Below are 16,752 nucleotides of genomic sequence, written 5' to 3' on the forward strand. Positions count from 1 at the left end.
ACATGTGAGCACGCCGCCGGCCCCCGGAAACCGGATAACGACCGCGGCATAAAAAAGGGCGACCGAAGTCGCCCTTTTTTCCGTCTTGCCCTTTGCTGCTTACGCCGCACTGAACAGCTTGTGCGGATCGATCACGAATTTCTTCGGCACGCCGGCATCGAACTCGCCATAGCCCTTCGGTGCGTCATCCAGGCTGATGACCTGCACACCAACGATTTCGGCGATATTGATCCGATCCCACATGATCGCCTGCATCAGCTGGCGGTTGTACTTCATCACCGGGGTCTGGCCGGTGTGGAAGCTGTGGGACTTGGCCCAGCCGAGGCCGAAGCGGATGCTCAGGCTGCCGATTTTCGCGGCGGCGTCCACGGCACCCGGGTCTTCGGTCACGTACAGGCCCGGAATACCGATCTTGCCCGCCACCCGCACCACGCCCATCAGCGAGTTCAGCACGGTGGCCGGAGCCTCGTGCTTGACGCCTTCATGACCGTGACCACGGGCTTCGAAGCCCACGGCATCGACGGCGCAGTCCACTTCCGGCTCGCCCAGCAACGCAGCGATCTGTTCGTGCAGCGGGGTGTCCTTGGACAGGTCGGCGATTTCGAAACCCTGGGCCTTGGCGTGAGCCAGGCGGATCGGGTTGACGTCACCGACGATCACCACGGCGGCACCCAGCAGGCGCGCCGAGGCGGCGGCGGCCAGGCCGACCGGACCGGCACCGGCGATATACACGCTGCTACCCGGACCGACACCGGCGGTCACAGCACCGTGATAGCCGGTCGGCAGGATGTCGGAGAGGCAGGTCAGGTCGCGGATCTTCTCCATGGCCTTGTCGCGATCCGGCAGTTTCAGCAGGTTGAAGTCGGCGTACGGCACCAGCACGTACTCGGCCTGGCCACCGGTCCAGTCGCCCATGTCGACGTAGCCGTAGGCACCGCCGGCGCGGGCCGGGTTGACGGTCAGGCAGACGCCGGTGTGCTGTTCCTTGCAGGAGCGACAGCGTCCGCAGGCAACGTTGAACGGTACCGACACCAGGTCGCCGAGCTTCAGGTTCTCGACGTCGCTGCCCTTCTCGACCACTTCACCGGTGATCTCGTGACCCAGGACCAGACCGACCTGGGCGGTAGTGCGACCACGGACCATGTGCTGGTCGGAGCCGCAGATATTGGTGGAAACAACGCGCAGGATGACACCGTGCTCGATCTTCTTGCCGCGCGGGTCCTGCATTTTCGGATAGTCGATTTTCTGTACTTCGACCTTGCCATTGCCGAGATACACCACACCACGATTGCCAGACATGCTTTCACCTCGCTGTTGTTTTTATGTAGCGGCGCGCCGCCAGAGGGGCCGCGCGTTGATTGCTCGGGTTGTTGCCTGTGGTTGTTGCGTTGTTCCTGCCGGCCTCATCGCTGGCAAGCCAGCTCCCACAAGGGCACTGCATCGCGGCAGGCACCGCGCCCTTCCTGGACACCGGCTGCCGGCCATTGCCCGGGGTTGTTGCGTTGTTCCTGCCGGCCTCATCGCTGGCGAGCCAGCTCCCACAAGGGCATTGCATCGCGGCAGGCACCGCGCCCTTCCTGGACACCGGCTGCCGGCCATTGCCCGGGGTTGTTGCGTTGTTCCTGCCGGCCTCATCGCTGGCAAGCCAGCTCCTACAAGGGGACTGCATCGCGGCAGGCACCGCGCCCACTGTGGGAGCCGGCTTGCCGGCGATGAGGCCGGCACGGGCAGCCAAAAATCAGAGGACCACCGTCCTGTTGGCGTTCAGGAAGACCCGCCGTTCAATGTGATAACCCACCGCCCGGGCCAGCGTCAGCCCTTCGATGTCCCGGCCCTTGGCGATCAGGTCCTCGGGATAATGGCTGTGATCCACCACTTCCACGCCCTGGGCGATGATCGGGCCTTCGTCCAGGTCGTTGTTGATGTAGTGCGCGGTGGCCCCCACCAGTTTCACCCCCTTGTTGTAGGCCTGGTGATACGGCTTGGCGCCCTTGAAGCCGGGCAGCAACGAGTGGTGGATATTGATGGCCTTGCCGTCGAGTTTGCGACACAGCTCCGGCGACAACACCTGCATGTAGCGGGCGAGGATCACCAGTTCGGCGCCGGACTCCTCGATCACCTGCCAGACCTGGCGTTCCTGGCCCGGCTTGTCGTTGGGATCGAGGGGGAAATGGTAGTACGGAATCTGGTGCCAGTCGGCCAGGGGCTTGAGGTCCGGATGGTTGGACACAACCGCGGCGACGTCCATGGACAATTGACCGATGCGCTGACGGTAGAGCAGGTCGTTGAGGCAGTGATCGGCCTTGGAGACCATGATCACCACTTTCGGCCGGTAGTTCGGCGCGGTCAGTTCGAACACCATGCCGAAGGACTCGCCGCGCTCGGCCAGGCCGGCGCGGAAGGCCAGTTCGTCGAAACCCTCGGGCTGGCGGAACTCCACGCGAATGAAGAACCGACCGGAGAGACGGTCATCGAACGAGTGGTGTTCGGTGACATAGCAGCCCTGCTCGAACAGATAGCGGGTCACCGCATCCACCGTGCCGAGCACGCTGGGGCAATCGGCGGTCAAAATCCATGTATCGGGTGCGCGGCTCATTGCTTGACTCCTGTTCGTGAATAACAGAGCGATGCAAAACCTGTGGCGAGGAGCCCTGGTCCTGATCGTTCCCACGCTCTGCGTGGGAACGCCGCCATGGACGCTCCGCGTCCGCTCCTGGGACGCAGAGCGTCCCGGGATGCATGCCCACGCAGAGCGTGGGAACGATCAATCCTTACCCTGTGGGAGCCGGGCTCGCCCGCGAAGCTTTCAGCGATCTCGCCAGCCCCTTCGCGGCGATCCGACAAGCCCGGCGCCTACAGTTCTGTTCAGATCTCAGGCCTGGACGCTGAGACCGTACTCGGCCGCCGCATCCTGCAACCACAGCCACCAGTAATCCGAGAAGCTGCGGCGAATCACCAGCTCCCAGGTGTCTTCGGCGGTGTGGCGGATCATCAGTTGCGACTTGGCGAACACCGTGCCGACCGCCTTGCCCACCGGGAAGTTGTTCGGGTGCACGTCGTAGCTGGTGGACTTCATCAATACCTGGCGCACGTTCGGGCCGCTCAGCTCCAGCAGTTGCTGGCCGCCGCTGACATTGACGATGGCCACATGCAGGTCGCCCAGGGCTTCGCGCAGCGCCTTCTCGGCGGCGAACTCTTCGCCGCTCGGGACGATCAGCAGCCACTCGTCGGGGCCGAGCCATTGCAGGCTGGTCTCGCCCTTGGCAACCACGGTCAGGGCCACGGGCAGCTCCAGGCCCAGGGCCTTGTGCACGCCGGCGGCGAATGCCGGGTCATGGCCGTCGCCACGAATGGTCAGGTGACCGAGCAGTTTCTTTTCCCGCACGGTCACGCCGGCATTCTTGCGGCCCTTGCCCACCAGGCTGGCGAGGTCGGCATGGTGCAACGACGACTCGGCCTTGGCCCCGGAAGTCGGGCGTTGTTGGTAAACGTTGGCTGTGGTCATAAAACACCTTTAACTCAGGTTGATCGTTCCCACGCTCTGCGTGGGAATGCCGCCATGGACGCTCTGCGTCCGCTCTTGGGACGCAGAGCGTCCCGGGATGCATTCCCACGCCAGGCGTGGGAACGATCGACTTAAATGTTCTGGCGATCGCCCTTCGGATCGAAGAACACCGAAGAAACGATTTCCGCCTCGATCACGCTGCCGTCGGCCAGTGGTGCGAACACCCGCTCGCCGATGCGCTTGAGACCACCCTTGACCACGCCCATGGCAAACGAATAGCCGAGGGAGTTGTGGGCATAGCTGGAGGTCACGTGACCGACCATCTTCATCGGGATCGCCTGCTTGGTGTCGAACACCAGCTGCGCGCCTTCCGGCAGCCACTTGGTCGGATCGATCGGCTTGAGCCCGACCAGTTGCTTGCGCTCTTCGCGCACGCAGTCCTCGCGATTCATCCCACGCCAGCCGATCCAGGAGAACGGTTTGGTGCGACCGACACACCAGCCCATGTTCAGGTCGTCGGGGGTCATCGAGCCGTCAGTGTCCTGGCCGACGATGATGAAGCCCTTCTCGGCCCGCAGCACGTGCATGGTCTCGGTGCCGTACGGGGTCAGGTTGTACTGCTTGCCCGCCTCGGCGATCTTTTCCAGGACGCCCATGGCGTAGTCGGCCTGGATGTTGACCTCGTAGGACAGCTCGCCGGTAAAGGAAATCCGGAACACCCGCGCCGGCACGCCACCGACCAGGCCTTCTTTCCAGGTCATGAACGGGAACGCGTCCTTGTCCAGGTCGATGTCGGTGACTTCGCTGAGCAGCTTGCGGCTGTTCGGGCCGGACAGGGTCAGGGTCGCCCAGTGGTCGGTCACGGAAGTGAAGTACACCTTCATGTCCGGCCATTCGGTCTGGTGGTACAGCTCCAGCCATTGCAGGACGCGCGCGGCACCGCCGGTGGTGGTGGTCATCAGGAAATGGTTGTCGGCCAGACAGGCGGTGACGCCATCGTCGAAGACCATGCCGTCTTCCTTGCACATCAGGCCGTAGCGGGCCTTGCCCACATCGAGCTTGGTCCAGGCGTTGGTGTACACGCGGTTGAGGAACTCGCGGGCATCCGGGCCCTGGATATCGATCTTGCCCAGGGTCGAGGCGTCGAGCAGGCCGACGCTGTCGCGCACGGCCTTGCACTCGCGCTTGACCGCGGCATGCAGGTCCTCGCCGTTGCGCGGGAAGTACCACGGCCGTTTCCACTGGCCGACGTCCTCGAACTCGGCGCCCTGTTTCACGTGCCAGGCCTGCAAGGCGGTGTAGCGCACCGGCTCGAAGATATGCCCGCAGTGACGACCGGCGACCGCGCCGAAGGTGACCGGCGTGTAGTTCGGACGGAACATGGTGGTGCCCATCTGCGGGATGGTCACGTTCAGCGAACGGGCGGCAATGGCCAGGCCGTTGACGTTGCCCAGCTTGCCCTGGTCGGTACCGAAGCCCAGCGCGGTGTAGCGCTTGACGTGCTCGACCGATTCGAAGCCTTCGCGGGTCGCCAGTTCGATGGCGGCAGCGGTGACGTCGTTCTGCAGGTCGACGAATTGCTTCGGCGCCCGTGCGGTGGCTTTTTCATGGGGCACCTGGAACAGGGCCAGGGTTGGCTCTTCCAGACGCGCCAGGGCCTTGGGCAGGACACCTTCGACCGCCTTGAAACCGGCCTCGCTGGCCGCGCGCACGCCGCCCTCGAAACCGTCGGCCAGGGCATCGGCAAGGCCGTAGACGCCGTTGATGCCACCCACGCAGACGCGTTTCTGCGGGGCTTCGCCAGGGACGAAACCGAGGATGTCTTCACGCCAGATCGGCTTGCCGCCCAGGTGCGAGGCCAGGTGGACCACCGGGCTGTAGCCGCCGGAGCTGGCCACCAGGTCGCAGTCCAGCCATTCGCCGGGACTGGTGACTTTATGGGCCTTGACGTCGATGGCGGCGATCCGCGCACCGGTCACGTGCTTGCTGCCACGGGCCTCGATCACGGCACTGCCGGTGAGAATGCGAATGCCCTTGGCCCGCGCTTCTTCCACCAGCGCACCGCGAGGATTGCTGCGGGCGTCGGCGATGGCGACCACTTGCAGGCTGGCATCGAGCCAGTCCAGGGCCACGCGGTAGGCGTGGTCGTTGTTGGTCGACAGCACCAGCTTCTTGCCCGGCGCCACGCCGTAACGGCGCACGTAGGTCGAAACGGCACCGGCGAGCATGTTGCCCGGCACGTCGTTGTTGCCATAGACCAGCGGACGCTCGTGGGTGCCGGTGGCGAGGACCACGCGCTTGGCACGCACGCGGTGAATACGCTGGCGAACCTGGCCGATCGGCGCGCGGTCGCCGAGGTGATCGGTGAGACGCTCGTGGATGGTCAGGAAGTTGTGGTCGTGGTAGCCGTTGACGGTGGCCCGAGGCAGCAGCAGGACATCCGGCAGGGCCTTCAATTCGGCGATCACGCTGGCGACCCACTCGGCCGCCGGCTTGCCATCGAGGCTTTCGCGGGAATCGAGCAGGCTGCCGCCGAACTCTTCCTGTTCATCGGCGAGGATCACCCGCGCACCGCTGCGGGCAGCGGCCAGGGCGGCAGCCAGACCGGCAGGACCGGCGCCGACGATCAGCACGTCGCAGTGCTGGTTCATGTAGTCGTAGGTATCCGGATCGTTCTCGGTCGGCGAGCGACCCAGGCCCGCGGCCTTGCGGATGTACTTCTCGTAGGTCATCCAGAACGACTGTGGATACATGAAGGTCTTGTAGTAGAAGCCCGGCGGCATCAGCTTGCCGCCGACCTTGCCGAGAATCCCCATCATGTCGTTGTTGACGCTCGGCCAGCCGTTGGTGCTGGTGGCGACCAGGCCCTGATACAGCGCTTGCTGGGTAGCCCGCACGTTGGGGATCTGGGTGGCCTCGGTGGCGCCGATCTGCAGCACCGCGTTCGGCTCTTCGGCACCGGCGGCGAAAATGCCCCGTGGCCGCGAATACTTGAAGCTGCGCCCGACGATATCCACGCCGTTGGCCAGCAGCGCGGCGGCCAGGGTGTCACCTTCGAAGCCCTTGTAGGTCTCGCCGTTGAAGGTGAAGCTCAAGACTTTGTTGCGGTCGATGCGACCACCGTTGGACAGGCGATTGACCTGGCTCATACCTTTTCTCCCACAGCCGCGCCGGGCACTTTCGAACTGTCTGCTTTGGCGGTGAATTGCGGTTTCTCGCCGATCTTGTAGGTTTCCAGGATTTCGTAGGTCACGGTGTCACGGGTCACGTTGAAATACTGGCGGCAGCCGGCGACGTGGTCCCAGAGCTCGTGGTGCAGCCCGCGCGGGTTGTCGCGGAAGAACATGTAGTCGCCCCACTGCTCGTCGGTGCAGGTGTTCGGGTCCAGGGGACGCGGGATATGCGCCTGGCCGGAAGCGTGGAATTCCTCTTCGGAGCGCAGTTCGCCGCAATGAGGACAGAAGATATGCAACATAGGGATTTCTCCTGTTAGTGGGCGACCGCTGCAGCGCCGTGTTCGTCGATCAACGCACCGTTGTGGAAACGGTCGATGGAGAAAGGTGCGGCCAACGGGTGCATTTCACCCTTGGCCAGGCTCGCGGCAAACACGTTGCCCGAGCCCGGGGTGGCCTTGAAGCCGCCGGTGCCCCAACCGCAGTTGAAGAACATGTTCGGTACCGGCGTCTTGGAAATGATCGGGCAGGCGTCCGGCGTGGTGTCGACGATGCCGCCCCACTGGCGGTTCATGCGCACGCGGGACAGCACCGGGAACATCTCGACGATGGCCTGGATGGTGTGCTCGATCACCGGGTACGAACCGCGCTGGCCGTAGCCGTTGTAGCCGTCGATACCGGCACCGATCACCAGGTCGCCCTTGTCGGACTGGCTGATGTAGCCGTGCACGGCGTTGGACATGATCACGCTGTCGATGATCGGCTTGATCGGCTCGGACACCAGGGCCTGCAACGGGTGCGATTCGACCGGCAGGCGGAAGCCCGCCAGCCGGGCCATATGTCCGGAGTTACCGGCGGTGACCACACCGACGCGCTTGGCGCCGATAAAGCCCTTGTTGGTTTCCACACCGATGCACACGCCGTTTTCCTTGCGGAAACCGATCACTTCGGTCTGCTGGATCAGGTCCACGCCCAGGGCGTCGGCCGCACGGGCGAAGCCCCAGGCCACGGCATCGTGACGGGCCACGCCGCCGCGACGCTGGACGGTGGCGCCCATCACCGGGTAGCGGGTGTTCTTCGAGCAGTCCAGGTACGGAATCTCGTCCGCCACCTGTTTGGCGTTGAGCAGTTCGCCGTCGACGCCATTGAGGCGGTTGGCGCTGACCCGACGCTCGGAATCACGGATGTCCTGCAAGGTGTGGCAGAGGTTGTAGACGCCACGCTGGGAGAACATCACGTTGTAGTTGAGGTCCTGGGACAGGCCTTCCCACAGTTTCATCGCGTGTTCGTACAGGTGCGCCGACTCGTCCCACAGGTAGTTGGAACGCACGATGGTGGTGTTGCGGGCGGTGTTGCCGCCGCCCAGCCAGCCCTTCTCGACCACGGCGACGTTGGTGATGCCGTGCTCCTTGGCCAGGTAGTAGGCGGTCGCCAGGCCATGCCCGCCACCGCCGACGATGACCACGTCATAGACCTTTTTCGGGGTCGGCGTGCGCCACATTTTCTGCCAGTTTTCGTGATGGCTGAGAGAGTGCTTGAAGAGGCCGAAGCCCGAATAGCGTTGCATAGTCATTTACTCCAAAACCGCTCTCAGCGATAAACCGGGAAGTCCGCGCACAGGGCTGTCACATGCTTGGCGACGTTGGCCTCGACATCGGCATCGCCGAGGTTGTCGAGGATGTCGCAGATCCAGCCGGCCAGTTCCACGCACTGGGTCACCTTGAAACCGCGGGTGGTGACGGCCGGGGTGCCGATACGCAGGCCGGACGTGACGAACGGCGACTGCGGGTCGTTCGGCACCGCGTTCTTGTTCACGGTGATGTGGGCACGGCCGAGGGCGGCATCGGCCTCCTTGCCGGTCAGGCCCTGGCGAATCAGGCTGACCAGGAACAGGTGGTTGTCGGTGCCGCCGGACACTACATCGTAGCCGCGTTTGATAAACACGCCCGCCATCGCCTGGGCATTGTCGATCACTTGCTGCTGATAGGCCTTGAAGCCCGGCTCCAGCGCTTCCTTGAAGCTCACGGCCTTGGCGGCGATCACGTGCATCAGCGGGCCGCCCTGGGCACCGGGGAACACCGCGGCGTTGAGTTTCTTCTCGATCTCTTCGTTGGCCTTGGCCAGGATCAGGCCGCCACGGGGACCGCGCAGGGTCTTGTGGGTGGTGGTGGTGACCACGTCGGCGTAGGGCAGCGGGTTGGGATACAGGCCGGCGGCGACCAGGCCGGCGACGTGGGCCATGTCGACGAACAGCAGCGCACCGACTTTATCGGCGATCTGGCGGAAGCGAGGGAAATCGAGGGTTTTCGAGTAGGCAGAGAAACCGGCGACGATCATCTTCGGCTTGTGCTCGACGGCCAGGCGCTCGACCTCATCGTAGTCGATCAGGCCGGTATTGGTGTCGATTCCGTACTGAACGGCGTTGTACAGCTTGCCCGAGGACGACACCTTGGCGCCGTGGGTCAGGTGCCCGCCGTGGGCCAGGCTCATGCCCAGGATGGTGTCGCCGGCCTGCAACAGGGCCAGGTACACGGCGCTGTTGGCCGAGGAACCGGAGTGCGGCTGGACGTTGACGTAGTCGGCACCGAACAGCTGCTTGGCGCGTTCGATGGCCAGGGCCTCGACCTTGTCCACGTGCTCGCAGCCACCGTAGTAGCGCTTGCCCGGATAACCTTCGGCGTACTTGTTGGTCAGGCCGCTGCCCTGGGCCTGCATGACCCGCTTGCTGGTGTAGTTCTCCGACGCGATCAGCTCGATGTGATCTTCCTGACGCTGCTCCTCGGCATTCATGGCCGCCATCAGTGCATCGTCATAACCCTGGATCTGGTCTTGCTTGCTGAACATCGCGTCTCTCCCAGCGGCGGTGGTACGCCATTCGTCTCGGTGAGGCCTTTGCCGTGCGGCAGTGCCCTTTGGAGGTGATGGTATGGCCGTCGCAGACAGGTCAAATGCCTACGCACGCCTTGCAAAGGTGCGTTTACGACATGGCCTGGCGCGCCGGGATAATCGATGCCCGAACGATCTGGCACGACGCGCTTTCGACGACACAGCAATCCCCTGTAGGAGCCGGCTTGCTGGCGATAGCGGCCAATCGGACGATGCAAGGCTCACTGACCCCATCGCCAGCAAGCCGGCTCCTACAAGGACAACGCCAGCCTTCCGATAACTGGAGGGTTTTCCTACGGAAACTGTGCCTGTGCGACACCGCCAATTCTGGTTACAGTGCGCACCATAAACGATCACAAGGACCGGGCCATGACCGACAAGAGCCAACAATTCGCCAGTGACAACTATTCCGGTATCTGCCCCGAAGCCTGGGCCGCCATGGAACAGGCCAACCACGGCCACCAGCGCGCCTACGGCGACGACGAGTGGACCCAACGCGCCGCCGATGGCTTCCGCAAACTCTTCGAAACCGACAGCGAAGTGTTCTTCGCCTTCAACGGCACCGCGGCCAACTCCCTGGCCCTGTCCTCCTTGTGCCAGAGCTACCACAGCGTGATCTGCTCGGAGACCGCCCACGTCGAGACCGACGAATGCGGCGCGCCGGAGTTCTTCTCCAACGGCTCCAAACTGCTGACCGCCCGCACCGAAAACGGCAAGCTGACCCCGGACTCGATCCGCGAGATCGCCCTCAAGCGCCAGGACATCCACTACCCCAAGCCGCGGGTCGTGACCCTGACCCAGGCCACGGAAGTCGGCAGCGTCTACACCCCGGATGAAATCCGCGCCATCAGCGCCACCTGCAAGGAACTGGGCCTGAACCTGCACATGGACGGCGCGCGCTTCTCCAACGCCTGCGCCTTCCTCGGCTGCTCGCCGGCCGACCTGACCTGGAAAGCCGGGGTCGACGTGCTGTGCTTCGGCGGGACGAAAAACGGCATGGCGGTGGGCGAAGCGATCCTGTTCTTCAACCACGACCTGGCGGTGGACTTCGACTACCGCTGCAAGCAGGCCGGGCAACTGGCCTCGAAAATGCGCTTTCTCTCCGCGCCCTGGGTCGGCCTGCTGGAAAACGACGCCTGGCTCAAGCACGCCCGGCACGCCAACCACTGCGCGCAGTTGCTCAGCAGCCTGGTCAGGGATATTCCCGGCGTGGAACTGATGTTCCCGGTGGAAGCCAACGGTGTGTTCCTGCAACTGTCGGAACCGGCCATTGCCGCGCTGACCGCACGGGGCTGGCGCTTCTACACCTTCATCGGCAAGGGCGGTGCGCGCTTCATGTGCTCGTGGGACACCGAAGAGGCGCGGGTGCGGGAGCTGGCGGCGGATATCCGCGCGGTCATGACCGGCGCCCTGTAGGAACCGGTTTTTTCAGGCGGCTACCGCCGGTCGCGACTGTCATTTCTGACAGTATTGAGCGCCCTCCCGAGCGTGGGAAAATGCGGTCAGCCTGAAAAGGAGTGTGTGCAGTCTTTCAGGATATGGGCACGTCATTCAAGAAATGACCGCCGCCATACCTATGGAGAGATCGACATGACAAAGCAGACCGAATACGTTCTCAAAGCAGACGGCAAGGCCAAAACCTACCCCGTGATCACCTTCGAAGAACTGTTGAAGCTGGCCCATATCGGCGAGCGCATCGAGAACAACGCCGGAACCAAGCTGGTCGTCAAGAGCAAGACCTACAGGCTAACGGAGAACGGCTTTTACGAAATCAGTCTCACGGTTAACGAGGAATAATCCTGCGCTGCCTGAACCACGCCGTTCAGGCAGGCGTCGACTTGCCAACGATAGCGTCCGAGCCCAAGGGCCTTATCGTCGACAAGCCGACGCCGACCAGGGTTCGATCCATCCCGTGAATGGGATATCACCTCAGTTCTGCCCGATCGTCTTGGAAATCACTTCGACCGTGGCGCTGACTTGCTCTTGATAACGGTCGAGTTCCTCGCGGTGCTGGCGTTGCGCCTCGATCTGCCGGGAACACAGGTTCAGGGCGGCCAGGACCAGCAACTGCTCGCCGATCAGCGTGGGAAACTTCTTCTTGGTATCGACCAGGGCCGTCTTTAGCATCAGGGTTGCGTCCTGCAACGTCTGCTCCTGGCCGGCAGGTGCCTTGATCGAATATTCCTCACCGAGGATCGAGATGACGGTCACCCCGTCGGTGCTGGTTCTCATGCGCCGACAGGACCTGCGCTGACGCGCTCCACCAGCGCCTGGATACGGGCGGCGGTGGCGCCGTGCTTTTCTTCCTGTTCCATCAGGCTCAGTTGCAGGCTTTCGTTTTCATCCCGGGCCTGGGCCAGTTCGCTGCTCAGCGCCGTGTTGGCAGCCAACAGCTCCTGCTTCTGCTGAACCAGCTCGCTGACCAGTTGTTCCAGTTGATTGAGGGAAGTCTCCAACATTTTCTTGATCTCTCGGGCAGTTTCAAAGGGCGCGTACGATAAAGAAAAGCCCCTGGGTTTGCCAGGGAAAAACGCTCTCAAAGCCTTGATTTTCCTGGCGGGATGCTTTTCTTCGCCCCCTAGGGACTGCGATTGGCGGAACATGTTCCCGGTCCCCTGTCGGAAAGCCGTCCCTGCGACAAAAGCGCGCAGGGGGCTTTAGACTTTAGTCGTATGACCGATAGGTCAGACAGACCTCGTCTCCAAAGCCGCACGGAACGCGCTTTCTCTCAGGAAAAACCATGTCCCTACGCACTATGAACATCGCCCCGCGGGCGTTCCTCGGCTTTGCCATGATCGGCGCTTTGATGCTGATCCTGGGTGTGTTCTCGCTGAACCAGATGAGCAAGATTCGTGCGGCGGCCCAGGAGATCACTGCCAACAGCGTGCCCAGCATCAAGGCCCTGGACGAATTCACCCAGCTGACCCTGCGCCTGCGCGTCCTGTCCTACCGGCTGCTGACCAATCGCGAGCCGGACACCCAGGCCAAGACCCTGGATCTGCTCGTCCAGCGCAACCAGCAGATCGACAAGGCCCGGGTGGTCTACGAAAAGCTGATCGCCGCCCCTGAGGAACGCTCGATCTATGAGCAATACGTGCAGTTGCTCGGCCAGTACCGGCAGATCGAAGACCGCATGAAAACCCTGTCGCGCAACAATCAGGTGACCGAGCTGGCAAACCTGCTCAACAGCGAGCTGCTGGCCAACTCCGAGCAGGTCAACACCGTGCTCAACCGCCTGCTGGACATCAACACGCAGCAGACCAACGCCACCAACCAGCAAGCCAGCGACCAGTACGACTCGGCCTTCAACCTGGTGGTGGCCCTGCTGGTGCTCGCCACCGGCCTGACGCTGCTGTTCGCCTGGCTGCTGACCCGCAGCATCACCCAGCCGATCGCCCAGGCCCTGAGCGCCGCCGAACAGATCGCCGAAGGCGACCTGACCCGCCCGATCCAGGTCGATGGCACCGACGAAGCCGGTCGCCTGTTGCAGGCCATGGTCAAGATGCAGCAGAAGCTGCGCGATACCCTGCAGCGCATTTCCGGTTCCGCCACCCAGCTGGCCTCGGCCGCCGAAGAACTGAACAGCGTCACCGACGAAAGCGCCCGTGGCCTGCTGCAGCAGAACAATGAGATCGAACAGGCCGCCACCGCGGTCAATGAAATGACCAGCGCCGTGGAAGAAGTCGCGCGCAATGCGGTGAGCACCTCCGAAGCCTCGAAGAGCGCCACCACCTCGGCCGGCGACGGACGCGACCTGGTGCAGGAAACCGTCAGCGCCATCGAACGCATGAGCGGCGATGTACAGAGCACCGCGACGCTGATCGGCAACCTGGCGGAAGAATCCCGCGATATCGGCAAGGTCCTGGACGTGATCCGCGGCCTGGCCGACCAGACCAACCTGCTGGCGCTGAACGCGGCGATCGAAGCGGCACGGGCCGGGGAAGCCGGTCGCGGCTTCGCGGTGGTGGCCGATGAAGTGCGGGCACTGGCGCACCGCACCCAGCAGTCCACCAGCGAAATCGAACGGATGATCGGCAGTATCCAGGGCGGCACCGAGCAAGCGGTGGACTCGATGCGCAACAGCACCGAGCGGGCCGAATCGACCCTGAGCATCGCCAAGGGTGCCGGCCTGGCACTGGACACCATCAACACGGCGATCGTCGAGATCAACGAACGCAACCTGGTGATCGCCAGCGCGGCGGAAGAACAGGCTCAAGTGGCCCGTGAAGTGGATCGCAACCTGGTGAACATCCGCGACTTGTCGGTGCAGTCGGCGACCGGCGCCAACCAGACCAGCGCCGCGAGCAACGAACTGGCCCGCCTGGCGGTGGACCTCAACAGCATGGTGGCGCGCTTCAGCCTGTAGAAACCCCCGAGAGAGCGGCGCTGCCTTCGCGGGCAAGCCCGCTCCCACAAGACCTGCGTCAAGCCCGGAGCCCTGTGGGAGCGGGCTTGCCCGCGAAAGAAGCGCCGCGGTGTGCGATCAGTACTCGATCCGCACATCACCCTTCGGCACGCTGCAGCACGACAGGATATAACCCTCGGCCACATCGTCGTCGGTGATCCCGCCGTTGTGGTCCATCTCCACTTCCCCGCCCAGCTTGAGCACCTTGCAGGTCCCGCAGATACCCATGCCGCAGGCCTTGGGGATCATCAGGCCAAGCTTGGCCGCCGCCGCGTGCACGGTTTCGCCCGGTGCCACGCGAATGCTCTTGCCGGTGGCGGTGAACTCCACCTGGTGCAGGTCCGCGGCATCCACTTCCGGCGCCTCGGCGGCCTGTTCGGCCTGCTCCACCGCATCGGCACGGGCTTCCGGCGGCGTCGCGCCGAAGGACTCCTCGTGGTAGCGGCTCATGTCGAACCCGGCCGCTTCCAGCAGGCGCTTGACCGCGTTCATGTACGGCGTCGGGCCGCAACAGAACACTTCGCGCTCGAGGAAGTCCGGGGCCATCAACTCCAGCATCTTGTGGTTCAGGTAGCCACGATAACCGGCCCAGGGCTCGCCCAGGCCGTGTTTTTCGCAGATCAGGTGCAGGCTGAAGTTGTCGATCCGCGACGCCATGTGCTCCAGCTCGCGGTGATAGATGATGTCCTTGGGCGAACGGGCGCTGTGGATAAACACCATGTCGACATTGCCGTTGGTGTCGTAGAACCAGCGGGCCATGGACATCACCGGGGTGATGCCGACGCCGCCGCTCAGGTACAGCACCTTGGGGCTGGGGAAATCGATGGCGTTGAACAGCCCGACCGGCCCGTGCACCGCCAGCTCCTGGCCTTCGTGCAGGGTGTCGTGCAACCAGTTGGAAACCTTGCCGCCCGGCACGCGCTTGATGGTCACGGAAAAGCTGTAGGGCACCGATGGCGAGCTGGAAATGGTGTAGGAGCGCATGATCGGCTGCCCTTCGATTTCCAGCTCCAGGGTGACGAACTGCCCCGGCTTGAAGAAGAACATGATCGGCTGGTCGGCCATGAAGCAGAAGGTACGCACATCCCAGGTTTCCTGGATGACCTTCACGCAGCGCACGATATGCCGACCATTGGCCCAGGTCTGGGTGGTTACCGGATTGAGGAAGCTGTTCGACATATTGTTCTCCACCGCCGACTGTCGGCTCTATGTTGGCGATTCTGCGCAAGCGCCGGGGCGACCATTTACCTATCCGCGACATTGGCATGCTTATCGCGACCAGCCCCCAACGACCGGGGGTTGGGCGTCGGGAACGGATTCGGCCATGTCGCCCATGGATAAGGTTCGTGTCGCTGCCGCCCCCACACTCGCTCCATACCAAGACACCTGACGTACACCTTGCGTAGCACCCCTGATCAGCCACTATTCGCCGGCCACACCGCATGGCCATGAGGACTAAATCGATGGACGTCACCGCAACCCTGAGCCTGGGCGATCCGCTGGAACCCGCACGCAAGGCCACCGCGAAAATGCTGCAAGAGCGCGAGCGGACCTTTTCCCTGCCACAACCGTTCTACTCCGATGAGCGGCTGTTCGAAATCGATATGCAGGAAATCTTCCAGAAGGAATGGTTGATCGCCGGCATGACCTGCGAGATCCCGGCCAAGGGCAACTACATGACCCTGCAGATCGGCAAGAACCCGATCATCGTGATCCGCGGTGCCGACGGTGTGGTCCACGCCTTCCACAACGTCTGCCGCCACCGTGGTTCGCGCCTGTGCACCAGCGACAAGGGCAAGGTCGCCAAGCTGGTCTGCCACTACCACCAGTGGACCTACGAACTGGACGGTCGCCTGCTGTTCGCCGGCACCGAGATGGGCGCCGACTTCGACATGAAGCAATACGGCCTCAAGCCGGTGCATGTGAAGACCTCGGGCGGCTACGTCTTTATCAGCCTGGCGGAAAACCCGCCGCCGATCGATGAGTTCCTGGCGACCCTGAACCACTACATGGAACCCTACGACATGGAGAACACCAAGGTGGCGGTGCAAACCACCTTGATGGAGAAGGCCAACTGGAAGCTGGTGCTGGAGAACAACCGCGAGTGCTACCACTGCGGCGGCTCCCACCCGGAACTGCTCAAGACCCTGCTGGAGTGGGACGACGTCACCGACCCGCGCGCCGACCAGGCATTCAAGGACCATGTGGCCGCCTCCGCCGCCGCCTGGGAAGCCGAGAAGATCCCTTACGCCCACGCCAGCTTCGGCCTGCGTAACCGTATCGTGCGCATGCCGCTGCTCAAGGGCACCGTGTCGATGACCATGGACGGCAAGCAGGGCTGCAAGAAACTGATGGGCCGGATCAAGAACCCGGATCTGGGTTCGATGCGCATCCTGCACCTGCCGCACTCGTGGAACCACTGCATGGGCGACCACATCATCGTGTTCACCGTGTGGCCGATCAGCGCCCAGGAAACCATGGTCACTACCAAGTGGCTGGTGCACAAGGACGCGGTCGAAGGCGTCGACTATGACGTGGCGCGCATGCGTGAAGTCTGGGATGCGACCAACGACCAGGACCGTCGCCTGGCCGAGGAAAACCAGCGCGGCATCAACTCCACGGCCTATCAGCCGGGCCCGTACTCGAAGACCTACGAGTTTGGCGTGGTCAACTTCGTCGACTGGTACAGCGAGCGCCTGCTGAGCAACCTCGGGGCCGAGCCTGCACCGTACCTCAAGGGCGTACCCGTTCACGGCTAAAAGCTTCGCGGGCAAGCCCGCTCC

At 63.5% G+C, this 16,752-nt stretch carries 13 protein-coding genes and 2 pseudogenes; 5 read left to right on the forward strand and 10 right to left on the reverse strand.

Going from position 1 to position 16,752, the window contains the following annotated elements; genetic code table 11:
- Positions 1-99 precede the first annotated feature (99 nt).
- The 7 genes from fdhA to glyA form a co-directional block, all read right to left on the reverse strand.
- Positions 100-1,299 carry a formaldehyde dehydrogenase, glutathione-independent gene (gene fdhA, locus HX881_RS12305; RefSeq protein WP_017128768.1) on the reverse strand — a complete coding sequence of 400 codons (1,200 nt, stop codon included), beginning with the start codon at positions 1,297-1,299 and terminating at the stop codon, positions 100-102.
- Positions 1,300-1,738: 439 nt separating this feature from the next.
- Complete coding sequence (gene purU, locus HX881_RS12310; protein WP_017128769.1) at positions 1,739-2,596, reverse strand: formyltetrahydrofolate deformylase; 858 nt, start codon at positions 2,594-2,596, stop codon at positions 1,739-1,741.
- 276 nt (positions 2,597-2,872) lie between these two features.
- The gene (locus HX881_RS12315) at positions 2,873-3,505 is read right to left on the reverse strand and encodes a sarcosine oxidase subunit gamma (RefSeq protein ID WP_017128770.1); all 633 of its coding nucleotides are present in this window, start codon (positions 3,503-3,505) and stop codon (positions 2,873-2,875) included.
- A 131-nt stretch (positions 3,506-3,636) separates the two neighbouring features.
- On the reverse strand, positions 3,637-6,654 hold the full coding sequence (locus tag HX881_RS12320) for a sarcosine oxidase subunit alpha (protein WP_177084709.1): 3,018 nt from the start codon (positions 6,652-6,654) through the stop codon (positions 3,637-3,639).
- Positions 6,651-6,980 carry a sarcosine oxidase subunit delta gene (locus tag HX881_RS12325; protein WP_017128772.1) on the reverse strand — a complete coding sequence of 110 codons (330 nt, stop codon included), beginning with the start codon at positions 6,978-6,980 and terminating at the stop codon, positions 6,651-6,653. Before HX881_RS12325 ends, HX881_RS12320 begins: the two co-directional genes overlap by 4 nt.
- Positions 6,981-6,994: 14 nt before the next feature.
- Positions 6,995-8,245 (reverse strand): sarcosine oxidase subunit beta, encoded by a 1,251-nt coding sequence (locus tag HX881_RS12330; RefSeq protein ID WP_017128773.1) that lies wholly within the window; start codon positions 8,243-8,245, stop codon positions 6,995-6,997.
- Positions 8,246-8,268: 23 nt separating this feature from the next.
- Positions 8,269-9,522 carry a serine hydroxymethyltransferase gene (gene glyA, locus HX881_RS12335; protein ID WP_017128774.1) on the reverse strand — a complete coding sequence of 418 codons (1,254 nt, stop codon included), beginning with the start codon at positions 9,520-9,522 and terminating at the stop codon, positions 8,269-8,271.
- A gap of 411 nt (positions 9,523-9,933) precedes the next feature.
- On the opposite strand from glyA, the gene HX881_RS12340 reads away from it, so the two are divergent.
- Positions 9,934-10,980: a threonine aldolase family protein gene (locus HX881_RS12340; protein ID WP_017128775.1), complete on the forward strand. Its 1,047-nt coding sequence runs from the start codon at positions 9,934-9,936 to the stop codon at positions 10,978-10,980.
- A gap of 174 nt (positions 10,981-11,154) precedes the next feature.
- Positions 11,155-11,361, forward strand: a complete 207-nt coding sequence (locus HX881_RS12345; RefSeq protein ID WP_017128776.1) for a hypothetical protein — start codon at positions 11,155-11,157, stop codon at positions 11,359-11,361.
- A gap of 132 nt (positions 11,362-11,493) precedes the next feature.
- Here HX881_RS12345 and HX881_RS12350 read toward each other — a convergent pair whose 3' ends face one another.
- Both HX881_RS12350 and HX881_RS12355 read right to left on the reverse strand, forming a co-directional pair.
- Entirely contained in the window at positions 11,494-11,796 is a 303-nt protein-coding gene (locus tag HX881_RS12350) for a cell division protein ZapA (protein WP_017128777.1), read from the reverse strand.
- Positions 11,793-12,023 (reverse strand): hypothetical protein, encoded by a 231-nt coding sequence (locus tag HX881_RS12355; protein ID WP_017128778.1) that lies wholly within the window; start codon positions 12,021-12,023, stop codon positions 11,793-11,795. Before HX881_RS12355 ends, HX881_RS12350 begins: the two co-directional genes overlap by 4 nt.
- Positions 12,024-12,370: 347 nt before the next feature.
- Here HX881_RS12355 and HX881_RS33205 point away from each other — a divergent pair.
- Both HX881_RS33205 and HX881_RS33210 read left to right on the forward strand, forming a co-directional pair.
- Positions 12,371-13,027 (forward strand): annotated as a pseudogene (locus HX881_RS33205) (MCP four helix bundle domain-containing protein); the annotation flags it as partial.
- 303 nt (positions 13,028-13,330) lie between these two features.
- Positions 13,331-13,930, forward strand: a pseudogene (locus HX881_RS33210) (methyl-accepting chemotaxis protein); the annotation flags it as partial.
- A 117-nt stretch (positions 13,931-14,047) separates the two neighbouring features.
- On the opposite strand, the gene gbcB reads toward HX881_RS33210, so the two are convergent.
- Positions 14,048-15,148 carry a glycine-betaine demethylase subunit GbcB gene (gene gbcB / locus HX881_RS12365; RefSeq protein WP_177084711.1) on the reverse strand — a complete coding sequence of 367 codons (1,101 nt, stop codon included), beginning with the start codon at positions 15,146-15,148 and terminating at the stop codon, positions 14,048-14,050.
- 284 nt (positions 15,149-15,432) lie between these two features.
- Between gbcB and gbcA the strand changes: the two genes are divergently transcribed.
- The gene (gene gbcA, locus HX881_RS12370) at positions 15,433-16,728 is read left to right on the forward strand and encodes a glycine-betaine demethylase subunit GbcA (RefSeq protein ID WP_017128781.1); all 1,296 of its coding nucleotides are present in this window, start codon (positions 15,433-15,435) and stop codon (positions 16,726-16,728) included.
- Positions 16,729-16,752 lie beyond the last annotated feature (24 nt).

Source organism: Pseudomonas gingeri, assembly GCF_013386115.1.
GTDB classification, from domain to species: Bacteria; Pseudomonadota; Gammaproteobacteria; order Pseudomonadales; family Pseudomonadaceae; genus Aquipseudomonas; species Aquipseudomonas gingeri.